Raw genomic sequence first — 18,915 nt, forward strand, 5'->3', positions numbered from 1 at the left:
GGCACAGCGAATTCGCCATGGTCGGTGTGATCGACGCTGGGCGTCGCGGAGGGCGCAGCGGCCGGGTTCGCTTCTCTGCTGCGGGTTGCGAACTCGAACGGCCGGGCCACAGGCAGGTCAGCGAAGGTCTTGCGGCCGGTGGGCGTGATCTTCGACGGATGCGGGCCACTGATCGATCCGAGCCTGCGGGGTGCGGCGGCGGGATCGCAGGAGGTCGCGGAAGCCGCGATCGGCGCGCAGTTGCGAATGTGCGCGTGCCGCATAGTGTTCGACGTGGCGGGCGGTGGGATGCCTGCGCCGGGCTTCGGCGAGCCATCCGGTGGCTTGGCGGAGGGCTTCGGTGCGGGTAAGGGGTGGGTCGGTGGGGAGCAACAGGGTGGCGTGGTCGGGGTCGACGACGATCGCGGAGCCGAGGTGTTGCAGGCAGCGGCCGATGCCGAGGTCGTCGTCGAGGGCGCGGTAGGCGGTCAGGGCGAGCTGCCAGCAGCGCAGGGCTCGGCGGGGTTCGCCGCGGGCCCACCACATCGTGCCCATGGTCTCGTGGGTCTGCGCGCGTCCGTCGGGATCGAGGCCGGCGCGGGTGAGGGACTCGGCGAGTTCGAGACGATCCTGCGCGGCGTCGAGGCGTCCTTGCCGGATGTGCACGACGGCGAGATTGATCAGGGCGCACACCTCACCGGCGACGTCGTCACGCGGCAGCAGCCACCACGCGGTCTCCAGCTGCTCGGCCACCTTGTCCAGCACCGGTGAGCCGGCGTCCAGCTCCCGCAGCGCCGCCTGATGCTCCCAGCGGGCGGCCAAGCTCGTCGACAATCGCCGCGGCCGGTAGCCGCGCGGCCGCTCGGTGAGCCGTCCCGCCCGCAACAACAGCAGATCGCGGTTCAGCTCGTCGGTTTCGGGAAGCGAGCACAGATCGTCGGCCACTCCGCGCCCGTTCTCCCCCAGTCCGATACGCGCGTACCACACGTCCAACGCGTTGCCGATGTCGACCAGGTGCGCGACGGCCGCCGGAGGATAATCCACGCCTCGAGCCGGTGGATCCGGAGAATCCGGTGGATTCACTCGAGCCGCGCACGCGTCCACCAGGGCGCGCAGGTACGGTTCCTCGGTTTCGAACCAGCGGCGAGCGCCCACCGCGAAGCGCCGTGACTCCAGCGCGATGGCCCAGCGCCCCGCGCGGTCGGCGTAGTGGTGCAGCAGCGCGGTGAGCGCCGCGGCCCACTGCGGTCCGGCGGTGACCGTCGCTCGATCCGGCAGCCTGGGCACTTGTCGCACGCACCACCGCTGGGCACCGTGCCCGGCGAGAATTCCGCGGCGGTGCAGACCGTCCAGCAGTCTCGCCGCGGTGCGGGCCGAGGGTTCCCGTGCCAGCGGCAACCGTCCCGGCGTGTCCCGAATGGCGTTGAGCACCGCCAGCAGCGCGACGGTTTCATAGTCGTGCACCGGCAGGTCCCGCAGGACCGCGGCGATGAGATGCCCGTCGAGCGCCGCGACCGTCCGTCGCGGCGGCGCGGCTTCCCGCGGCCTCCGGTCCGCGAGCGCGGGGCCCGGCTCGATGAGACCGGCGATGAGGTCCATGTCGCGGGCGGTGCGCATCTTGGTGCGATACCCGCGTGCGAACCGGTACAGCGCGTAGGTCGCCGCCGCGGCGATGAACAGCACCGACAACCAGCGCAGCGGCCCGTTGAAGAACTGCACGACGGCGTTCTCGCCGAACGAATTCACCACCAGGGTGCGCACCAGTTCGAACAACACCGTGTAGGCGACCAGCGACGCGGTGCCGAGGAACCCGATCCAGATCGAGGATCTGGGTGTGGCGGTCTGCCCGACCGGTTCGGTGTGCTCGGTCGAGGTGCTCACCCGATTCCTCCCTCGCCGCCGGCGGCTCGCGTCATCGCAGCACTCCACCGGTCAGGCCCGGCACCACCCAGCGCCGCCAGGTCACCAGCAGCAGCGCCACCGGCAGCACGGCCGACGCCAGCGATCCCGCGGCCAGTTGCGCGCTGTTCTCGCCGAATTGCCGTGCTTCGCCCCACAGCAGCAGCGACCACGGGCTCGCGCCCGCTCCGCTGACCACGAGGCCGATGAAGAAGTCGTTCCACACCTGCACGAACTCCAGTACCGCCACCGCTCCCAGCGCGGGTCCGGAGGAGGCCAGCACGCGCTGGGCGATGGTCCCCGGACTGGCCAGACCGTGCAGTGCGTCCGCGGCGGTGCTGCCCGGCGGGGACAGCATCGCGCCGCGCAGCACGAGGATGGCGATCGGCAGTCCGGCGGCGGCGTGCACGAGGATCAGCGGGATGCGGGTTCCGGACAGTTCGTACGTGTCGACGAGACCGTCGATCGGCCCGAGGTAGGTCTGCGCGGGCGTCACCGCCAGCACCACCAGCGCTACGACGGCCAGTCGTGCGGCGGTGCCGTTGGGTCGCAGCGCGGCCAGCAGGTAGGCCACCGGCGCGGCGGCGGTGACCACGACCACCGTGACGATCCCCGCGACCCAGGCGGTGGTCTGCAGCGAACGCCACAGTCCGTCGTCACCCGACACCAGAGCTATGGCCGAGAAGCCGAAGCCGTCGTGCGTACGCAACCCGGTATAGGCGAGCACGCCGATCGGGTACAGCACCAGCACCGACACCAGCACGATGCCCGCCGCCCGCACCGGACCGATGCGCCGCCGTCCCGCCACTGAGATCGCGCGCACCGCCGACCAACTCGCGCGGTGATGGCGTACGTCCACTTGCAGCAGCCAGGCGACCGCGCCCACGAGTACAGCCAGCGGCAGCGCGTAGGCCGCCGCCGCGCCGGGTTCGGCGTCGGCGGCCAGCCGCCACCAGTGCACGGTCGCGCTGTCGACCTGGTATTCGAGCGCCCCCGGCACCCCGATCAGCACCACGTCGAACACCCGCGCGGCCGCGACGCCGACGGCCAGTCCGGCGATCAGCAGCACCGGCCGCAGCAACTCGTACAGCCGGACCGCCAGCGGTCTGCCGTCGTCGCGGTAGAGGTACCCGGCGCGCGCCGGATCGGCTTCGATCGCATGGATTCCCGCGCGGAACAGCGCGGTGAGGAAACCCAGCCAGGTCCACAGGAACGCCGACCCGAGCATCGCCGCCAGCCACCACCGGTAGAGCCCGACGTCCTCGATGTCCAGCCACCGCGCGCCGTTGCCGAAGATCACCCGGAACGCCACCCCGGACACGAACGCCGACACCCCGAACGGCACGATCAGCGGCAGCCACAACCAGCGCGCCGCCCGGCCCCACCAGGCGATCGCCAGCGCCACGAGCAGCAGCCCGATCCCGAACGCCACCCACAACAGTGTGCGCAGGTACGCGCCGCGACCGTCGGCGTTCATCGTGCCGCCCAGCAGCCACAGTCCGGCGATCGTGGCACCGATCGACGACGGCCACAGCAGAATTCGGATCCACGGCACACCCCGCCGCCTGCGCAGCGCGGCGGGCAGCAGCGCACCGGTCGCCGCGACCGCGCACGCGAGCACCGACAACGGGCTGGCCCGGGCGGCGATCAGCACGGTCCATCCCGCCGGTAGCACCAGCAGCGCCACCGTCAGCAGCGTCGCTGGCAGCCCGGCCACCCAGCCCAGCCAGCGCCGTGGCCTGCCGCCCGCGACCAGCGGCCCGCGCATGCGGCGGGTGGCCAGCTCGATGCGCAGACCGTTGACGTCGAAATCCGGAGGCATCGTCATCGGCCCCGCCGATCGACGTCGTCCAGCGCGGCGATGGCACGGTCGGTGGCCTCGGTCGTTCGTGCCTGCCCGCCATCGCCGATCGCGATGAGGAACTCCGTCAGCACCCGCCACAATCCTTCCCGTCCGCCCACCGGCCCGATCCGGTCGGACAGATCGAAGGTGCTGCGCGCGGCGAGCTCACCTGCCGAGGGCGCCAGCAGCGGCGAGTAGTCCGCCTCGGTGCGCAGGTTCGGGGCGAGAAAGCCGCCGTAGCGCTCGATCCACGGCAGGGGGGCGCGAGCGGCGGCCAGTTTCTCGACCAGTTCGTCCGCGCGCGGGGTCGCCTGCCGCGTCACCACGATCACGTCACCGCCGACGATCTTCGGCCCCCCCGGCGCGGTGTCCACCGGCGGGAAGGCCACCACCCCGACGGCGTCGTCGATCTCGCGCCCGGACGCGCGGACCGCGCTGCGCACGATCGGTTCGGCGAAGTCCGGCGCCACGACCGCCGCGGCCCGGCGATGCTGGAACACCTCTCGGATGGCGTCGGAGAACTGCCTGGTCAGCGCGACGCCGACGCCACCAGGGAACGCGTGCCGCTGTCCCCACAGAATCCCCAGATGACCGAAGGCGGCCCGCACCGCCGGGTTGTCCCATTCCCGTTCCCGGTGGTTCTTGGAGGCCAATTCGTCGTAGATGCGGGGTGATTCGGCGAGCAGGACGTTCTCGAAGAAATCGGTGAGCACCCAGCCGTCGGCGGCGGCCAGCGCCAGCAGGCGGGTCGGCGTCTGCGCGAGCACCTCCATCCGGTCGACCCAGCCGTCGAGCGTCCATGCCGCCGGCTCACCCAAGCCGTGGGTGTCGAACTGTTGGCGGTCGAACCACACCAGCGATTTGTCCGCGGCTTTGAACGGCACACCGTAGAGCCGACTCTGGTAGCGCAGCAACAGTTGCCAGGGTTGGGCGTAGCGGGTGCCGAGTTCATCGGCCCACACCGTCTCGGCGAGGGGCCGCAGTTTGCCCGCGTCGGCGAGTTCGCGCACCCGCCCGGCTTGCGGAAGCAGCACCACGTCCGGCGCGGAGCGGCCGCCTGCGGTGAACGCGGTGTCGGTGTTGTCGCCGAGGGGGATGACCTCGACCTCGAAGCCGAGGTCCAGCTCGTCCAGGACGGCGTGGAAGGCGGCGAGTTCCTGGCCGCTCCAGGACACGCCGACGCGCACCGCGTCCGAGCCGCCCAGCAGCACCTCCGGCGCGCACGCGGCAGCCAGCGGGAGGACCATTCCCGCTTGCAGCACCGCTCTGCGCGTCCCCATCGACCCCCGATGTCATTGCGTGCCAGTCGAACTCGATTATGCGTCAGAGCCGTCGCGCCGGTGGCCGCTTTGAAAACTCTCGTGCGCGGGCGCGGACGCCTCTGCTAGCGTCACCGGCATGGAGCGCGCAGCTGTGACGACGACGCCGGAATTCGTCCCGGCGCGCTGATCCACGTTCATTCCAGCTCCGGGGCGAGTGCCCCGGGGTTTCGTCTCGTGGTCACTCGCCCTGTGTCGACGAGGAGACCATCATGCCCGACCACCGCGGCCTCGGCCGTGCGCTGCATCTATTCGATACCGACCCGCTCATCGGCGCGGGACTGCCGTTCTGGCTGCCGGACGGCGCGGCCGTGCGCCACGCTCTCGAGGATTACATCCGCGCCGCCGAACGCCGCGCGGGCTACCACCACGTGTATTCGCCGGTGCTCGGCAAACGTGAACTCTACGAATTGTCCGGACACTGGGAGCATTACCGCGACGAGATGTTCCCGCCGATGGATCTCGGCGGTGAGCAGGTGGTGCTGCGCCCGAGCCTGTGTCCTCATCACGCGCTGCTGTTCCGCTCCCGTGCGCACAGCTATCGCGAATTGCCCCTGCGCATAGCGGAATTGGGTGGCATGTATCGCTCCGAGCTCTCTGGCGTGCTGGGCGGATTGACCCGGGTGCGCGGGATCCAGCTCAACGACGCGCATATCTTCTGCACCCTCGATCAAGCCGCCGACGAGGTCGCCGCAGCGCTGGCGATGATCGCCGACGCCTATGCCGCACTGGATATCCGCGCCGCCCGCTACCGGTTGTCGCTGCCCGGTCGCGGCGGGAAATACGTTGCCGCTCCGGGTTTGTGGGAGCGGTCGACCGCCGTGCTCACCGCCGCCTTGGACGAGCGCGGCCTGCGTTACGACGCGGTGGACGGCGAAGCCGCGTTCTACGGCCCGAAGATCGACGTGCAGGTGCGCGACAGCGCGGGACGGGAGGCCACTCTGTCCACCGTGCAGGTCGATTTCCATCAACCGGAGCGGTTCGATCTGCGCTACACCGGCGCCGACGGCGTCGCGCACCGTCCGGTCATGGTGCACCGCAGCATCATCGGCAGCATCGAACGGGCCGTGGCCCATCTGATCGAATGCCACGGTGGCCGGTTCCCGGCCTGGCTGGCGCCGACCCAGGTGGTCGTGCTGCCGGTGACCGAGGCCCAGCACTGCGCGGCCGCCCGATTCGAACGCCGTTGCCGCGAGAGCGGGCTGCGGGTGGCGGTCGCGCCGCCGGATCGCGGCAGCCTCGCCGCTCGCATCCGGGAGCACCGGCTCGCGCCGTATCAGGCGATCATCGGCGCGGCGGAATTCACCGCCGACCGTGTGGCGTTGCGGCTGCGTGACGGCCGCCGCCTCGACCCGTTGCCCGCCGCCGAAGCGCTCGACCGCATCGCCGCTCTGCTCGCCGCCCACAGCGCGGCATTGTGGGACGACTGCTGACGGGATCGCGGCGGCAACCCGGGTCGGCATGATGTGAGCCTTGCCACAACGTGGTACGTGCGCGTACCGTACGGGTGGTACATCGAAGTACCACACGAGGAGGTGGGCGTATGCCCGCTGTGCGACTTCCCGACGGGCCATCCACCCCGCCGATCGTGCAGAACCTGCAGATCCTGACGGGGCGCACCCGGACCTGGCGGCGCATGCACGACCGTTACGGATCGGCCTTCACCATCCAGATGCCCCGATTCGGGCGGTCCGTCGTACTCGCCGACCCCGCCGAGATCAAAGCCCTGTTCACCGCGAGCGCCGACCTCGTCGACAACATCGACATCAACCTCGGTCAATTCCTCGGTCCCGGTTCGCTGTTCGCGCTCAGCGGGAACGAACACCGCAAGCAGCGCAAACTGCTCACCCCACCCTTCCACGGCCGCAGACTGACAGTGTACGAATCGCTCATCGAAGAGGAAGCCGTCCACGAGATGGCGTCCTGGCCCTCGGGCCGCGAGTTCGCGACGATGGACTCGATGATGCGGATCACGCTGAACGTGATCCTGCGCGCGGTCTTCGGCGCCGAAGGCGCGGATTTCGAAGAACTGCGCCGACTGCTGCCCAGACTCGTCCTGATCGGCTCCGGTCTCGCCGCGATCCCGGTTCCCCAGCGGGCGCTGGGCCGGTTCGGCCCCTGGGCCCGCTTCGCGGCCTACCGCCGCCGCTACGACGAGATCGTCGGACAACTCATCGACCGCGCCGCGAGCGACCGGATCGAGGAGCGCGACGACGTGCTCGCGATGATGCTGCAAGCACGCTACGACGACGGCTCGGCCATGTCACACAGTGAGATCGCCGACGAATTGCTGACCCTGCTCACCGCCGGACACGAGACGACAGCGACGACGCTGTCGTGGACGATCGAGCGGCTGCGCAGGCACCCGGATATCCTGCGCCGCTTGGTCGCCGAAGCCGATGCAGGCGGATCACAACTGCGCGAGGCGACGCTGCTGGAGGTGCAGCGCGTGCGGCCGGTCATCGACGCGACGTTCCGGCAGGTCCGGGCCGAAACCCTGCAGCTGGGCCGGTGGACCCTGCCCAAGGGCCAGAAGGTCGTGGCCAACATCCGGTTGATGCACGACAACGAGGAACTCTTCCCGAACGCCCGCGCCTTCGACCCCGACCGGTTCGTCGGCGTCCGTCCTGGCACATTCAGCTGGATCCCGTTCGGCGGCGGCAGCCGCCGCTGCATCGGCGCCGCGTTCGCCACCATGGAGATGAACGTCGTGCTGCGCACGCTGCTGCGCGATTTCACGCTCGAACCCACCGATGCCCGCGACGAGCGCACGCACTTCCGCGGCGTCGCGCTCGTCCCGGCCGAGAAGGGCCGCGCCGTGGTGCGCCGTCGCACACCGCCGTCCAGTGGGCGAGCGCTCGACCGCGCCGCCGAGGCGGCGGTATGAGCGAGCAGTTCGCCGAAGTCGGCGGCGGCGTCACCCTCGCCTACCAGCAGCACGGCTCCGGCGGTGTCCCACTGCTGTTGATCGCCGGATTGGGTCAACAGTTACACGAGTGGCCCGACGGGTTGTGCGAGCTCTTGGTCGCGCGCGGCTGCCAGGTCGTCCGTTTCGACAACCGGGACGTCGGCCGCTCGACGCACGCGAATTTCCCGCCACCGGCGCCGGTGCAGATGCTGCGGCGGCGCTGGCATCGCGAGCAGTACACGCTGGCCGATCTGGCCGCCGACACCGTCGGATTGCTCGACGCGCTCGAGCTGCCCTCGGCGCATCTGGTCGGCATGTCGATGGGCGGAATGATCGCCCAGACCGTCGCCGCCCACCATCCCGCCCGGGTCGCATCCCTGACCTCGATCATGTCCACCACCGGCGCCGCGCGGGTCGGCCGCCCGGCCTGGTCGACCTGGCGGTTGATGTTCGCCCGACCGGCACGCACCCGCGACGAGCACATCGATCGCACCGTGCGCATGTACCGGCACATCCGCTCGGCCGGATACCCCTTCGACGAGTCCGCCGTGCGCGCGCGAGCCGCCCGCACCTGGGATCGCGACCCCGGGCCCGCAGCGGGCGTCGGCCGGCAATTGGCGGGCATCGTGAAATCCGGTGACCGGACCCACGAACTGCGCGCGGTCACCGCCCCGACCTTGGTGCTGCACGGCGACCGTGACCGGATGGTCGCCCCGACCGGCGCCCGCGCCACCGCTCGCGCGATCGCGCACGCGCGCCTGCACACCCTCGCGGGTATGGGCCACGACCTGCCCGCCGCGGTGTGGCCGACACTCGCCGACCTCATCCACGAACACATCCGCACGTCCGAAAGCAGGAGCATCGATGCCCCGCATCCATAGGCCGTTATCCGGCCGCCCGGTCATGATCACCGGCGCGGCCTCCGGGATCGGGCGCAGCCTCGCCCAGTTGCTTTCCCGCACCGGCTCTCCCGTCGCGATCGCCGATATCGACCAGGCCGGGCTGAAGGAGACGGCGGCGTCGCTGACCGGGCCGGTGCTGACCCGCGTCCTGGACGTGCGCGACGCGGCCGATCAGCTCGCCTTCGCCGACGAAGTCCGCGACTGGCTGTCCGCGCCGCTGGCCGCGGTGTTCAACAACGCCGGTGTCGCGGTCTCCTCCTCGGTGCTCGACGCCGTCGCCGAAGACGACGAATGGCTGCGGCGCATCAACTTCGACGGAGTCGTCAACGGCACCCGCGCCTTCCTGCCCATTCTCGCCGAGCAGGACCACGGCGTGATCGTCAACACCTCCAGCGTGTTCGGGCTGCTGGGCATGCCCAACCAAAGCGCCTACTGCGCGGCCAAATTCGCCGTCCGCGGATTCACCGACGCCCTGCGCCAGGAACTGCGCGGCACGGGTGTATCCGCGGTGAACGTCCACCCTGGCGGCATCAGCACCAACATCGCCCGCAACGCCCGCGTCCGCAAGGACCCCGAGGGCCGGGGCCGGACGCACGAGCAGATGGCGGCGGAATTCGAGACCATAGCACTGACCACGCCGCAGAAGGCGGCCGAAATCATCCGCCGCGGAGTGGAACACGGCAAGTCCCGCATCCTCGTCGGCCCCGACGCCTACCTGTTCGACGCCCTGGCACGGGTGACACCCACCCACTACTACGGTGTGGTCGCGCTGCTGGAGCGCAGCCTGCGCACCCGGGAACCGAAAGGAGCACGGGCATGAGCGAACACCTCGACGTCCTCATCATCGGAGCGGGCCTGTCCGGCATCGGCGCGGCCCACCACCTGCAGGCCGCCTTCCCGCACCGCACCTACGCGATCCTCGAAGCACGCGACACTCTCGGCGGTACCTGGGACCTGTTCCGCTACCCCGGAGTGCGTTCGGACTCCGACATGCACACCCTCGGATATCGATTCCGCCCGTGGACGCAAGCCGAAGCCATCGCCGACGGTCCCGCGATCCTGCGCTACATCCGCGAAACGGCCGCCGACGCCGGCATCGACCGGTTCATCCGGTACGGGCACCGGGTGACCGACGCATCCTGGTCCAGCGCCGAGTCACGCTGGAAGGTGTCGGCCGAACACGACGGCGGCACCCGCGAATTCACCTGCGACTTCCTGCTCGTGTGCAGCGGTTACTACCACTACGACGAGGGCTACACCCCGCAGTTCGCCGGCATCGGCGACTTCCGCGGACAGCTGGTGCATCCGCAGCACTGGCCCACCGACCTCGATCACGCGGGCAAGCGGGTGGTCGTCATCGGCAGCGGCGCCACCGCGGTCACCCTGGTACCCGCGCTGACCGACACCGCCGCGCACGTGACGATGCTGCAACGCTCCCCGACCTACATCCTGCCCGTGCCCGCCCGCGACGCCCTGGCCAACCGGCTGCGCGCACTCCTGGGACCGAAACGGGCCTACACCGTGGTCAGATGGAAGAACGTGCTGGTCAGCACACTGATCTACCAGCTGAGCCGACGGCGGCCCCGGCAGATGCGCAGATTCATCCGCAACCTGACCGTCAAGCAACTGCCCGCAGGCTACGACGTCGACACCCATTTCAAACCCGTCTACCAGCCGTGGGATCAGCGGCTGTGCCTTGTGCCGGACGGCGACCTGTTCCGCGCCATCCGCGACGGCCGCGCCACGGTGGTCACCGATCGCATCGACCGGTTCACCGCGACCGGGCTGCGCCTGGCATCGGGCCGCGAGCTCGACGCCGATGTGGTGGTGACCGCGACCGGGCTGCGACTGCTCGCGCTCGGCGGCCTGCGCCTGACGGTGGACGGACACGAGGTCGCACTGCAGCACACCATGGCCTACAAGGGCATGATGCTCAGCGGAGTGCCGAATTTCGCGTTCACCATCGGCTACACCAACGCGTCCTGGACGCTGAAAGCCGATCTGGTCAGCGAATTCGTCTGCCGACTGCTGCGGCACATGGACGCAGGCGGCTACCGGCAGACCACCCCGTGGCCCGACCCCGCCGTGACACCCACACCGCTGCTGGACTTCCAGGCCGGTTACGTATTGCGCGACATCGACCGATTCCCCAAAGCGGGTTCGCGGGCTCCGTGGCGGCTGGGCATGAGCTACGCCCACGACGTGCTCACCCTCCGCTACGGCCGCATCGATGACGGCACCATCCGCTTCACCCGCGGCGGCTCACCCTCCGACGACGACCAGGCGATGGCATCGGCACACGATTCCGGGCAATCCACGGCCTGACATCCGGCCGCGGACTCGGGCCGGACGCGACGAACCGAAAGGAGTAACTAACCTGATTCTCGTGACCCGCGCCGCGCCCGTACCCCGCACCTCCGCCGACAACGGCACGGATTCGGGGTTCCGCCGCCGCCTGCTCGACGCCATGGCCGCCGCCGTGCGCGAACGCGGCTACCAGGACTCGACCGTCGCCGACGTGGTTCGTTATGCCCGCACCTCGCGCCGCACCTTCTACGAGCACTTCACCAGCAAACAGGACTGCTTCATCGCCCTGCTGAGCGAGCACCACAAGGACATGATCCAGCGGATCGATGCCGCGGTCGACCCGCACATGGCTTGGCGCACCCAGGTGCGCCAAGCCATCGAAGAGTGGATACGCACCGCCCAGCAAGAGCCATCCCTCACTCTCAGCTGGATCCGTGTCGTTCCCGCCCTCGGTGACGACACGCGCCAGTTGCAGCGCGAGGTCGGCGAGTCGTTCGTGGCGCTCATCCAGAAGCTCGCCGACACACCCGAATTCGCGGCCGCCGGACTACGGCCGCCCTCCCGCCAAGTGGCGACCATCCTCTTCGGCGGCTTCCGCGAACTCATCGCCACCACCGTGGAAGACGGCGACGACATCGCGGACATCATCGACGTGGCAGTCGAATCCGCGATCGGGCTGATCGGCCCCCACCGCTAGCGCCAGGCCGCGCTCACCGCGCGGCGTCGACGAACGCCCCATCGGTCAGCACCGGCACCACCCCGCTGCTGTCGAGTTCGGTGGCCGCCGCGACATCCTGCGCGAACCCGCCCTCGGCGAGTTCGCGGCCGGAGGCGCAGTCCCGGATCAGCGCCGCCACATCGGCGATCCCGCCGTACGCCACCGCGGCGGCGTGCGCTTCCGGAGACAGCGGCCCGGCTGCGCTGCGCGCCAGTGCCGCGGCGACCGCCCCCGTACCGAGCCAGTCCTCCACCGCTGGCCGCAGCCCGTCGCGGCCGGGCCAATGCTCACCTGCCGCGATCACGGCGACCGGCTGGCGCGCGCTTCCCCATCCTCGCCCGGCGATCCAGCGAGCGACCGCGCTCGCGTTGCGCAGGCACGCCGCGACCACCGGCACACCGCTGACGGCCGCGGAGATGGCCGAACCATTGGGCGAGGGCAACACGAGCCGCTCGGCGACCGGCGCGCACCGCAACGCCGCCGGAGACAGCGACCACGGCTGCCGCTCCGATACCGCCCGCCGCCCCACCGCCAGCTCCGCGCCGTGCCGCGCGGCGAACTCCGCCGCACCGCCGTCCCGCCACGGATAGGGCAGCACTCGCGTCCCGGCTTCGACCGCGACCGACACCGACGTCGTGAACGACAGGACGTCGATGACCACCACACACGCGCTCCCCGGCCCCAGCGCCAGCGCACCGGCCAGCCCCCACTCCAGCCGCACCCCCCACGGCCGCTGCCGCGCCCACTCCGCGATCTCCGCCACAAACTTCCCTCCCGATGATCGACGCCCTTCGAGGCCACCTCGATCCGATCCACCTCCCGCGCTGCGACCTACGGTGCCGCGCGTCACCGAGCCGCTGCTGACGAAGGCCGAATGGCACCCGGGTCACCGGTACCCAGCCTCGCGCATCCGGCGACCGACGCTCGGCTCGGGTCAGCCCCGCGCGGGCCGCTCGGGCCGGTAGAACCACTCCACCGGAACGACGAGGACCCAGAATCGCGCGATCGTTATGCGACTCCGCCGCGAAATTCACCACGAAATCCGGCCGATGCCGACGATCACCGCATCGAGGTTCGCCAGATTGCTGGCGAAGCCGATGTAGTCCACCGCCACCACCTCGGCGTCCGGCTCCCACTCCAGCGGGTGGTGCACATAGTTCGCGCCGATGAAACCCGGCGCCGGTCACGAGGTAGACGGATATGCCCGCCAAGCCTTGCCGCGAGCACGCTGCACTCGCCGAGGACGCCAAGACGTATGAGCAGACCGGCGAACCGGTCTGGAAATCGGTGCCGACCCTCGCCGGCGTGGTCTACAGCCGCGCCGAGCCCACGACGCCCAGTGCGCCATTGTGCGCAGAGCGCTGCACCGACTTGCCGAGGCCAGCTGGTCGACGTGACACGCGAGCGCACGCAGCGCACCTGTTCTCCGACCCGCGGCAACGGCGGAGCGTCACACGGGTCCCCGTGCAGATCCACAACAGCGACGACGTCGTAGAGGCCCTTCGACGCCCTGACCTTGACAACCGTCGCCGACGATTCAACCGGTTCGAGTCCAGGTGGGTCAGCGTAGAGCTGGGTTCGACACAGCGCCGTTCATTTCCCCGGCACGCTTCCGCGACCGCGTAATGCCGTCGACCCGCGCGACGGACGGTTCGCGGCGAACACGGAGCCGGGGATATGCGGTCCCAGGCATCGGTTGCGGGGCAGGGCCCAGGATGCGACGCCGGATGCCTGGTCCGCCGAACGGCGCCGACACCGTAGCTTCGTCTAACGGAGGCGACGCGAGTCTTCGACGCTCGCAACTGCCCAGCAATACCGATCCTGCGGCTAGGCTTGCCGTGTGCCAACCGAGGTGGCCGACGGTGTAGCTGGCCGTCAATCTGGTTCAGTTCGCTCGAACGAGCGTCGTCGCTGGCTGCCAGGCCGATATGCGTTCGGCGGGCTGGTTGTCGCGGTGCTGTTCGCGTGGCTCTCCTTGACTCCCACCCTTCTTCCGCGCGGGCCATTCTTCCAAGGACTGGTTACCGGCATATCGGCGGCAATTGGCTATTGCTTAGGGTTTTTCGCGTCGAAATTCGTTCGCTACCTGGTCCAGCGGGAGCCGCCTCCCCCGGTGAAGACAGTCGTACGACGGACGGCCGTGGTGATCGCGTCGCTCGGAACCACAGCGATGCTCGTGTGGTTCGGCAACTGGCAATCGCAGCTGCGCGAACTCATGAACGCCGCCCACTTCCCCTGGTGGGGTTATGTCCTCATAGTGGTGTTGGCGGCCACGCTGTACATCGGGTTGGTCGCGCTCGCACGGGTGCTGTTACACGCGGTGCTCTGGGTCGAGCGCAAAGTCGGTCGAGTGGTGCCGCGGCGGTTCTCGGCGACCGTCATCGGGGTGCTCGCGGTGGCGCTTCTGGTGACGATCGTCAACGGGGCAGCGGTGCGCGTGATCATGTCCGCGCTCAATGATTCGTTCGCGTCCCTCAATCAGGAAACCAAGGCGGGGGATGCCCCGCCGGCCTCGCCGCTACGTTCGGGTGGTCCTGGCTCACTGGTTTCCTGGGATTCCCTGGGACGTCAAGGTCGTGCGTTCATCTCGCGCGGCCCGACGGTCGAGGAATTGTCCGCGTTTCACGGTGGTCGACCCGCGGTGGAGCCGATCCGTGCCTACGCGGGGCTGGCCAGCGGCGGTGACTCCATTCGGGAGAATGCCGAACTGGCAGCTGACGAGCTCGAACGTGCCGGCGGGTTCGACCGTGCCGTGGTCGCCGTGGCGGTCACCACCGGTACCGGATGGATCAACGAAAGTCTGGCTTCTTCGCTGGAATACATGTACAGCGGTGACACCGCGATCGTGGGGCTTCAGTATTCCTATCTGCCGAGTTGGCTGTCCTTCCTGGTGGACAAGGAACGGGCCCGCCAGGCCGGAGAGGCGCAGTTCGGGGCGGTGTACGACAAGTGGAAGAAGCTGCCGCGGGAGTCTCGCCCGAAACTCGTCGTGATGGGGGAGAGCCTCGGCTCTTTCGGAGGCGAAAGCGCTTTCGGTGGCGTCGACGACGTCGAGATGCGGACCGATGGCGTGCTGTTCACCGGACCGCCCAATGCCAACCGGATATGGACCGACGTCACAACAAACCGGGATCCGGGCTCACCGGAGCGGTTGCCCATCTATGAGAACGGCCGGACTGTCCGCTTCGGCGCGCAGACGCCCGAGGATCTGGCACGCCCCGATGCCCCATGGGGACGGCCACGGATGGTCTATCTGCAGCACGCCTCCGATCCGATCGTCTGGTGGTCACCGAAACTGCTGCTGAATGAGCCGGATTGGCTTCGGGAGGAACGTGGCGACGATGTGCTCGACAGTACCCGCTGGTACCCGTTCGTGACGTTTCTCCAGGTCGCGGCCGACATGGCGGTGTCGACCAACGTCCCCGACGGACATGGACACACCTACGTCGTCGATATCGCCGACGCCTGGAGCGCGATCCTCTCGCCGCCCGGATGGACCGCGACGGACACCGACCGCCTGCGAACCGCACTCGTCGGCATCGGCGGAGACGGCTGAACCCGGTCTTCCTGGTCGTTGTCCGCAACGATGACAACGGCATGCTCGGTACGGGTCAGCTGTGGTCGGAGCGGCGACTCCCCGCACCATTGCTGGGAGACCCACCGCCCTTCTACAGGCGGACAGTGGCATGTAAGGAGCTTCCTCACGATTCGAGGATTCTGGCCTTCTCAGCTTCGAATTCGTCATCCGCGAGCACACCCTGGGCATTGAGTTCGGCGACTGGAGAGTCAGCGAAGAATGCCGTCAGTGGGAGGCGAGAGAGTGGCAGTTCGGTGCAGCCCAGACCGCCCGATAGCGTCGCGGGCCACGCATCCGCTTTCCGCGATCCTGAACCGCGCGCGGGTCCTCCCACTCCTGCCGCACCAACCCCATCAGGCACGATGCGGGCATGGACGGGCGAAATCCGCACGGGGCAGGCGCTTTGCTCGGCCGCTGAGGGGCGCACCCTTCTCGGCGCACCCGGCCCACCAGAGCGGATCGCGAGGTGATCCCGGCTCAAGTGGCCCTACCCGGACCGAGCAACGCTCACCCTACGGCGGGGAGATCGTCCAGCGCGCCGATGAGGGGAGTCAGTCGCTCCAGTTCTTCCCGATGTGTGGCGCTGAGCAAGGCCAACGTTTCCTTGCCTGCCTCGGTCAGCGTGAGGTGTACGACGCGACGGTCGGTGCCCTGCCCTCGTTTCCGAGTGACGAGGCCGAGTTGCTCGGTGCGATCGATCAGCTGCACCACGCTGTGGTGGCGGGCGGACAGGTAACCGGCGACCTCCCCGATGCTCGGCCCGCCGGGGTGGGAGTGTCCTCGGATCGCCAGCAGGAGTTGGTGCTGGGTGTCGGTGAGTCCCACTTCGGCCGCCCCACGCTCACTCCAGCGCAGCAGCTGGCGCAGCACGGTACGAAACGCCAGCAGCCGCGTGTATTCCTGGTCGGTGAGGTGGCCCGATGAGGACATCGACCCTTCCATCATGGAGTGATATTATCACAGGATGATATAAGTGAGCGGCGATCAGGACGGGTCGCGTTCCTGAACCGATCGTGAGCCGCCCGGCTCGGGAGAGCTTCGATACGCCACTACGTCCGAAGGGTGGTGGAAACATGAGTAGTGAAACCATGATGAGCCGGCATCCCGACATCGTGGAATTGCGGGAGAAGTACGAGCGCGCCTCCGAGGCACCCGACGCCCAAGCGGTCACCGGCCTGATGTTCCTGACCGGGCTCTACCTCGCGATTTCCCCCTGGGTCGTCGGGTTCAACGGACTCTCCACATTGACCGTCAACAACCTCGTCGTCGGCATCGCTCTGGCCATGCTCGCACTCGGGTTCGCCTCGGTGTACGGCCGGACGCACGGCATCGTCTGGGCCGCTCCCCTGATCGGCCTCTGGACGATCGTCGCCCCCTGGATCGTCAGCGGCAACGTCGACACCACCTCGACGATCTGGAACAACGTCGTCACCGGCGCCGTCGCCGTGCTGCTCGGCCTGGCCTCGATGTTCCTCGGAATGCGCAGGACCGGGGGACTCACCGGCCCAGCACCTCGAGCGGAAGCCACGCGAACCCAGCGCCCGTCCGGGCTCGGGCCGGAGACCTCCACACGGTGAAAACGCAGTTCCCCGAGCGCTCTGCCGAGTGAGCGAATCGACGCTACGCGCGTCCAGCTGATTCGGCCCTGGCCGGCAACGCGTGTCCGGTCCAGGCCCTCGGCGAGCGCGGGCACTGTTCCCAGGCAAACACCGACTCCACCGGGTTGATGCTCAGCTTCGCCACCTGCCTCATCGGGTTTCGCGGTGCGGCCGCTCGGGCGGACGAAGGGATCCGATTCTTCGCCCGGCACCTGAAATGAGGCGGAGCCGTCGGGCCGGCAGCAGACGATAGGAGCTGTCGGCCGGTATCCCGCACATCGACGACAGGTCCCGACCCCCATCGATGGTGGCGACCAGCAGAGGCACAACCGCACCGAGCGCGGCCGTACCGCCGCGCTCGGGGGCGGCGCACCTCAGAATCGGGTGGTGAAGGTCCCGCCGGATCCGCTGCCGCACAGGGCCGGGGATCCGTTGCCCCACAAGGCTATCCATTCGATCGTCGCTGTACTCATCCAATGATGGCTGCTGCGTCGGACGCAAGCCGTCTGCTGAGCGACCGCGCCGTCTTGTGCCCTGTGTCACAGTCCCAATTCACTGTGACGTATTGACCATCGACGGTCCGTCCAGCATGGTGTCGATAGGTTAACAAGCGCTCAGTTACTTGCTGGAAGGTTCACAGTCATGCCCGAAGCCGTCATCGTCTCTGTCGCCCGCTCGCCGATCGGTCGCGCAGGCAAGGGCTCGTTGCGGGATCTCCGCCCCGACGACTTGGGGGCGCAGATCGTCCGGGCCGCGCTGGCGAAGGTGCCTGCCCTCAGTCCGAACGGCATCGACGACTTGATGCTCGGGTGTGGCCAGCCCGCCGGTGAGTCGGGCTTCAACCTCGCTCGAGTCGTGGCGATTCTGGCGGGCCTGGATCGGGTGCCCGGCACAACGGTCAACCGGTACTGCTCGTCCAGTTTGCAGACGACCCGCATGGCGCTACACGCCATCCGGGCCGGCGAGGGAGACGTCTTCATCTCGGCCGGCGTGGAGACCGTGAGCCGCTACGTCACGGGCAGTGCCGACGGCCTGCCCGGCACCGAGAACCCCGTATTCGCCGACGCGGTGCGCCGTACGGCGAAATTCGCTGCGGGCGGCGAGGCCTGGACCGACCCGCGCACCGAGGATCTACTGCCGGACGTCTATATCGCGATGGGGCAGACCGCGGAGAACGTGGCGCAACTGTGCGGTGTGAGCCGTGCCGAACAGGACGCTTTCGGTGTCCGCAGCCAGAACCTCGCCGAGGCCGCCCTCGCCAACGGATTCTGGGAGCGCGACATCACCGCGATCACCCTGCCCGACGGCAGTGTCGTCTCGCACGACGATGGCCCGCGGCCTGGAGTCACCCTGGAGAAGGTCGCCGAACTGAAGCCGGTGTTCCGGCCAGACGGGACGGTGACGGCCGCAAACTGCTGCCCGCTCAACGACGGCGCCGCCGCGGTCGTCATCATGTCGGACACCAAGGCCGCCGAACTCGGCCTGACGCCACTGGCTCGGATCGTCGCGACCGGAGTCAGCGCGCTGTCGCCGGAGATCATGGGCCTGGGGCCGGTGGAGGCGTCCAAGCAGGCGCTGGCCCGGGCCGGGATGACCATCGATGACATCGACCTGGTCGAAATCAACGAAGCCTTCGCCGCCCAGGTCATCCCCTCGGCGCGGGAGCTGGGCGTCGACTTCGACAAGCTCAACATCAACGGCGGCTCGATCGCGGTGGGTCACCCATTCGGCATGACCGGCGCCCGCATCACCAGCACCCTGATCAACTCCCTGCAGTTCCACGACAAGCAGATCGGTTTGGAAACGATGTGCGTCGGCGGCGGTCAGGGCATGGCGATGGTGCTGGAGCGCCTGTCGTAACCGCT

15 protein-coding genes are annotated in these 18,915 nt (G+C 69.1%); 9 read left to right on the top strand and 6 right to left on the bottom strand.

What is annotated here, in order from left to right; all coding sequences use genetic code 11:
• Window positions 1-117: 117 nt before the first annotated feature.
• From AB0L97_RS08515 to AB0L97_RS08525, 3 genes are read right to left on the bottom strand one after another with little or no spacing between them, the layout of a single operon-like run.
• The gene (locus tag AB0L97_RS08515) at window positions 118-1,860 is read right to left on the bottom strand and encodes a tetratricopeptide repeat protein (protein WP_355074061.1); all 1,743 of its coding nucleotides are present in this window, start codon (window positions 1,858-1,860) and stop codon (window positions 118-120) included.
• Between the two features lie 31 nt (window positions 1,861-1,891).
• Complete coding sequence (locus AB0L97_RS08520) at window positions 1,892-3,706, bottom strand: hypothetical protein (RefSeq protein ID WP_364426512.1); 1,815 nt, start codon at window positions 3,704-3,706, stop codon at window positions 1,892-1,894.
• Window positions 3,703-5,001, bottom strand: a complete 1,299-nt coding sequence (locus AB0L97_RS08525) for an ABC transporter substrate-binding protein (protein WP_364426515.1) — start codon at window positions 4,999-5,001, stop codon at window positions 3,703-3,705. The genes AB0L97_RS08520 and AB0L97_RS08525 overlap by 4 nt, the downstream gene beginning before the upstream one ends.
• A gap of 251 nt (window positions 5,002-5,252) precedes the next feature.
• Between AB0L97_RS08525 and thrS the strand changes: the two genes are divergently transcribed.
• The 6 genes from thrS (at window position 5,253) to AB0L97_RS08555 (ending at window position 11,854) form a co-directional block, all read left to right on the top strand.
• Window positions 5,253-6,473 carry a threonine--tRNA ligase gene (gene thrS, locus AB0L97_RS08530; RefSeq protein ID WP_364426518.1) on the top strand — a complete coding sequence of 407 codons (1,221 nt, stop codon included), beginning with the start codon at window positions 5,253-5,255 and terminating at the stop codon, window positions 6,471-6,473.
• 110 nt (window positions 6,474-6,583) lie between these two features.
• The gene (locus tag AB0L97_RS08535; RefSeq protein WP_364426521.1) at window positions 6,584-7,927 is read left to right on the top strand and encodes a cytochrome P450; all 1,344 of its coding nucleotides are present in this window, start codon (window positions 6,584-6,586) and stop codon (window positions 7,925-7,927) included.
• On the top strand, window positions 7,924-8,829 hold the full coding sequence (locus AB0L97_RS08540) for an alpha/beta hydrolase (protein ID WP_364426524.1): 906 nt from the start codon (window positions 7,924-7,926) through the stop codon (window positions 8,827-8,829). The genes AB0L97_RS08535 and AB0L97_RS08540 overlap by 4 nt, the downstream gene beginning before the upstream one ends.
• Window positions 8,813-9,670 carry an SDR family NAD(P)-dependent oxidoreductase gene (locus tag AB0L97_RS08545; RefSeq protein WP_364426527.1) on the top strand — a complete coding sequence of 286 codons (858 nt, stop codon included), beginning with the start codon at window positions 8,813-8,815 and terminating at the stop codon, window positions 9,668-9,670. Before AB0L97_RS08540 ends, AB0L97_RS08545 begins: the two co-directional genes overlap by 17 nt.
• On the top strand, window positions 9,667-11,175 hold the full coding sequence (locus AB0L97_RS08550; protein WP_364426530.1) for an NAD(P)/FAD-dependent oxidoreductase: 1,509 nt from the start codon (window positions 9,667-9,669) through the stop codon (window positions 11,173-11,175). The genes AB0L97_RS08545 and AB0L97_RS08550 overlap by 4 nt, the downstream gene beginning before the upstream one ends.
• A gap of 61 nt (window positions 11,176-11,236) precedes the next feature.
• Window positions 11,237-11,854, top strand: a complete 618-nt coding sequence (locus AB0L97_RS08555) for a TetR/AcrR family transcriptional regulator (RefSeq protein WP_364426533.1) — start codon at window positions 11,237-11,239, stop codon at window positions 11,852-11,854.
• A 13-nt stretch (window positions 11,855-11,867) separates the two neighbouring features.
• Here the strand turns inward: AB0L97_RS08555 and AB0L97_RS08560 are convergent, their stop codons facing one another.
• On the bottom strand, window positions 11,868-12,638 hold the full coding sequence (locus tag AB0L97_RS08560; RefSeq protein WP_364426536.1) for a 2-phosphosulfolactate phosphatase: 771 nt from the start codon (window positions 12,636-12,638) through the stop codon (window positions 11,868-11,870).
• Between the two features lie 267 nt (window positions 12,639-12,905).
• Entirely contained in the window at window positions 12,906-13,028 is a 123-nt protein-coding gene (locus tag AB0L97_RS08565; protein ID WP_364426539.1) for a hypothetical protein, read from the bottom strand.
• A gap of 687 nt (window positions 13,029-13,715) precedes the next feature.
• Here AB0L97_RS08565 and AB0L97_RS08570 point away from each other — a divergent pair.
• Window positions 13,716-15,431, top strand: coding sequence for an alpha/beta-hydrolase family protein (locus AB0L97_RS08570; RefSeq protein ID WP_364426542.1), 1,716 nt, complete (start codon window positions 13,716-13,718; stop codon window positions 15,429-15,431).
• A 528-nt stretch (window positions 15,432-15,959) separates the two neighbouring features.
• On the opposite strand, the gene AB0L97_RS08575 is transcribed toward AB0L97_RS08570, so the two are convergent.
• Window positions 15,960-16,382, bottom strand: coding sequence for a MarR family transcriptional regulator (locus tag AB0L97_RS08575; protein WP_355074084.1), 423 nt, complete (start codon window positions 16,380-16,382; stop codon window positions 15,960-15,962).
• A gap of 143 nt (window positions 16,383-16,525) precedes the next feature.
• On the opposite strand from AB0L97_RS08575, the gene AB0L97_RS08580 reads away from it, so the two are divergent.
• Both AB0L97_RS08580 and AB0L97_RS08585 read left to right on the top strand, forming a co-directional pair.
• Entirely contained in the window at window positions 16,526-17,029 is a 504-nt protein-coding gene (locus tag AB0L97_RS08580; RefSeq protein ID WP_355074085.1) for an SPW repeat protein, read from the top strand.
• A gap of 663 nt (window positions 17,030-17,692) precedes the next feature.
• Window positions 17,693-18,910, top strand: coding sequence for an acetyl-CoA C-acetyltransferase (locus AB0L97_RS08585; protein ID WP_355074087.1), 1,218 nt, complete (start codon window positions 17,693-17,695; stop codon window positions 18,908-18,910).
• Window positions 18,911-18,915: the final 5 nt, after the last annotated feature.

This window comes from Nocardia sp. NPDC051911 (genome assembly GCF_040681035.1).
In the GTDB taxonomy this organism is placed as follows: Bacteria; Actinomycetota; Actinomycetes; order Mycobacteriales; family Mycobacteriaceae; genus Nocardia; species Nocardia sichangensis.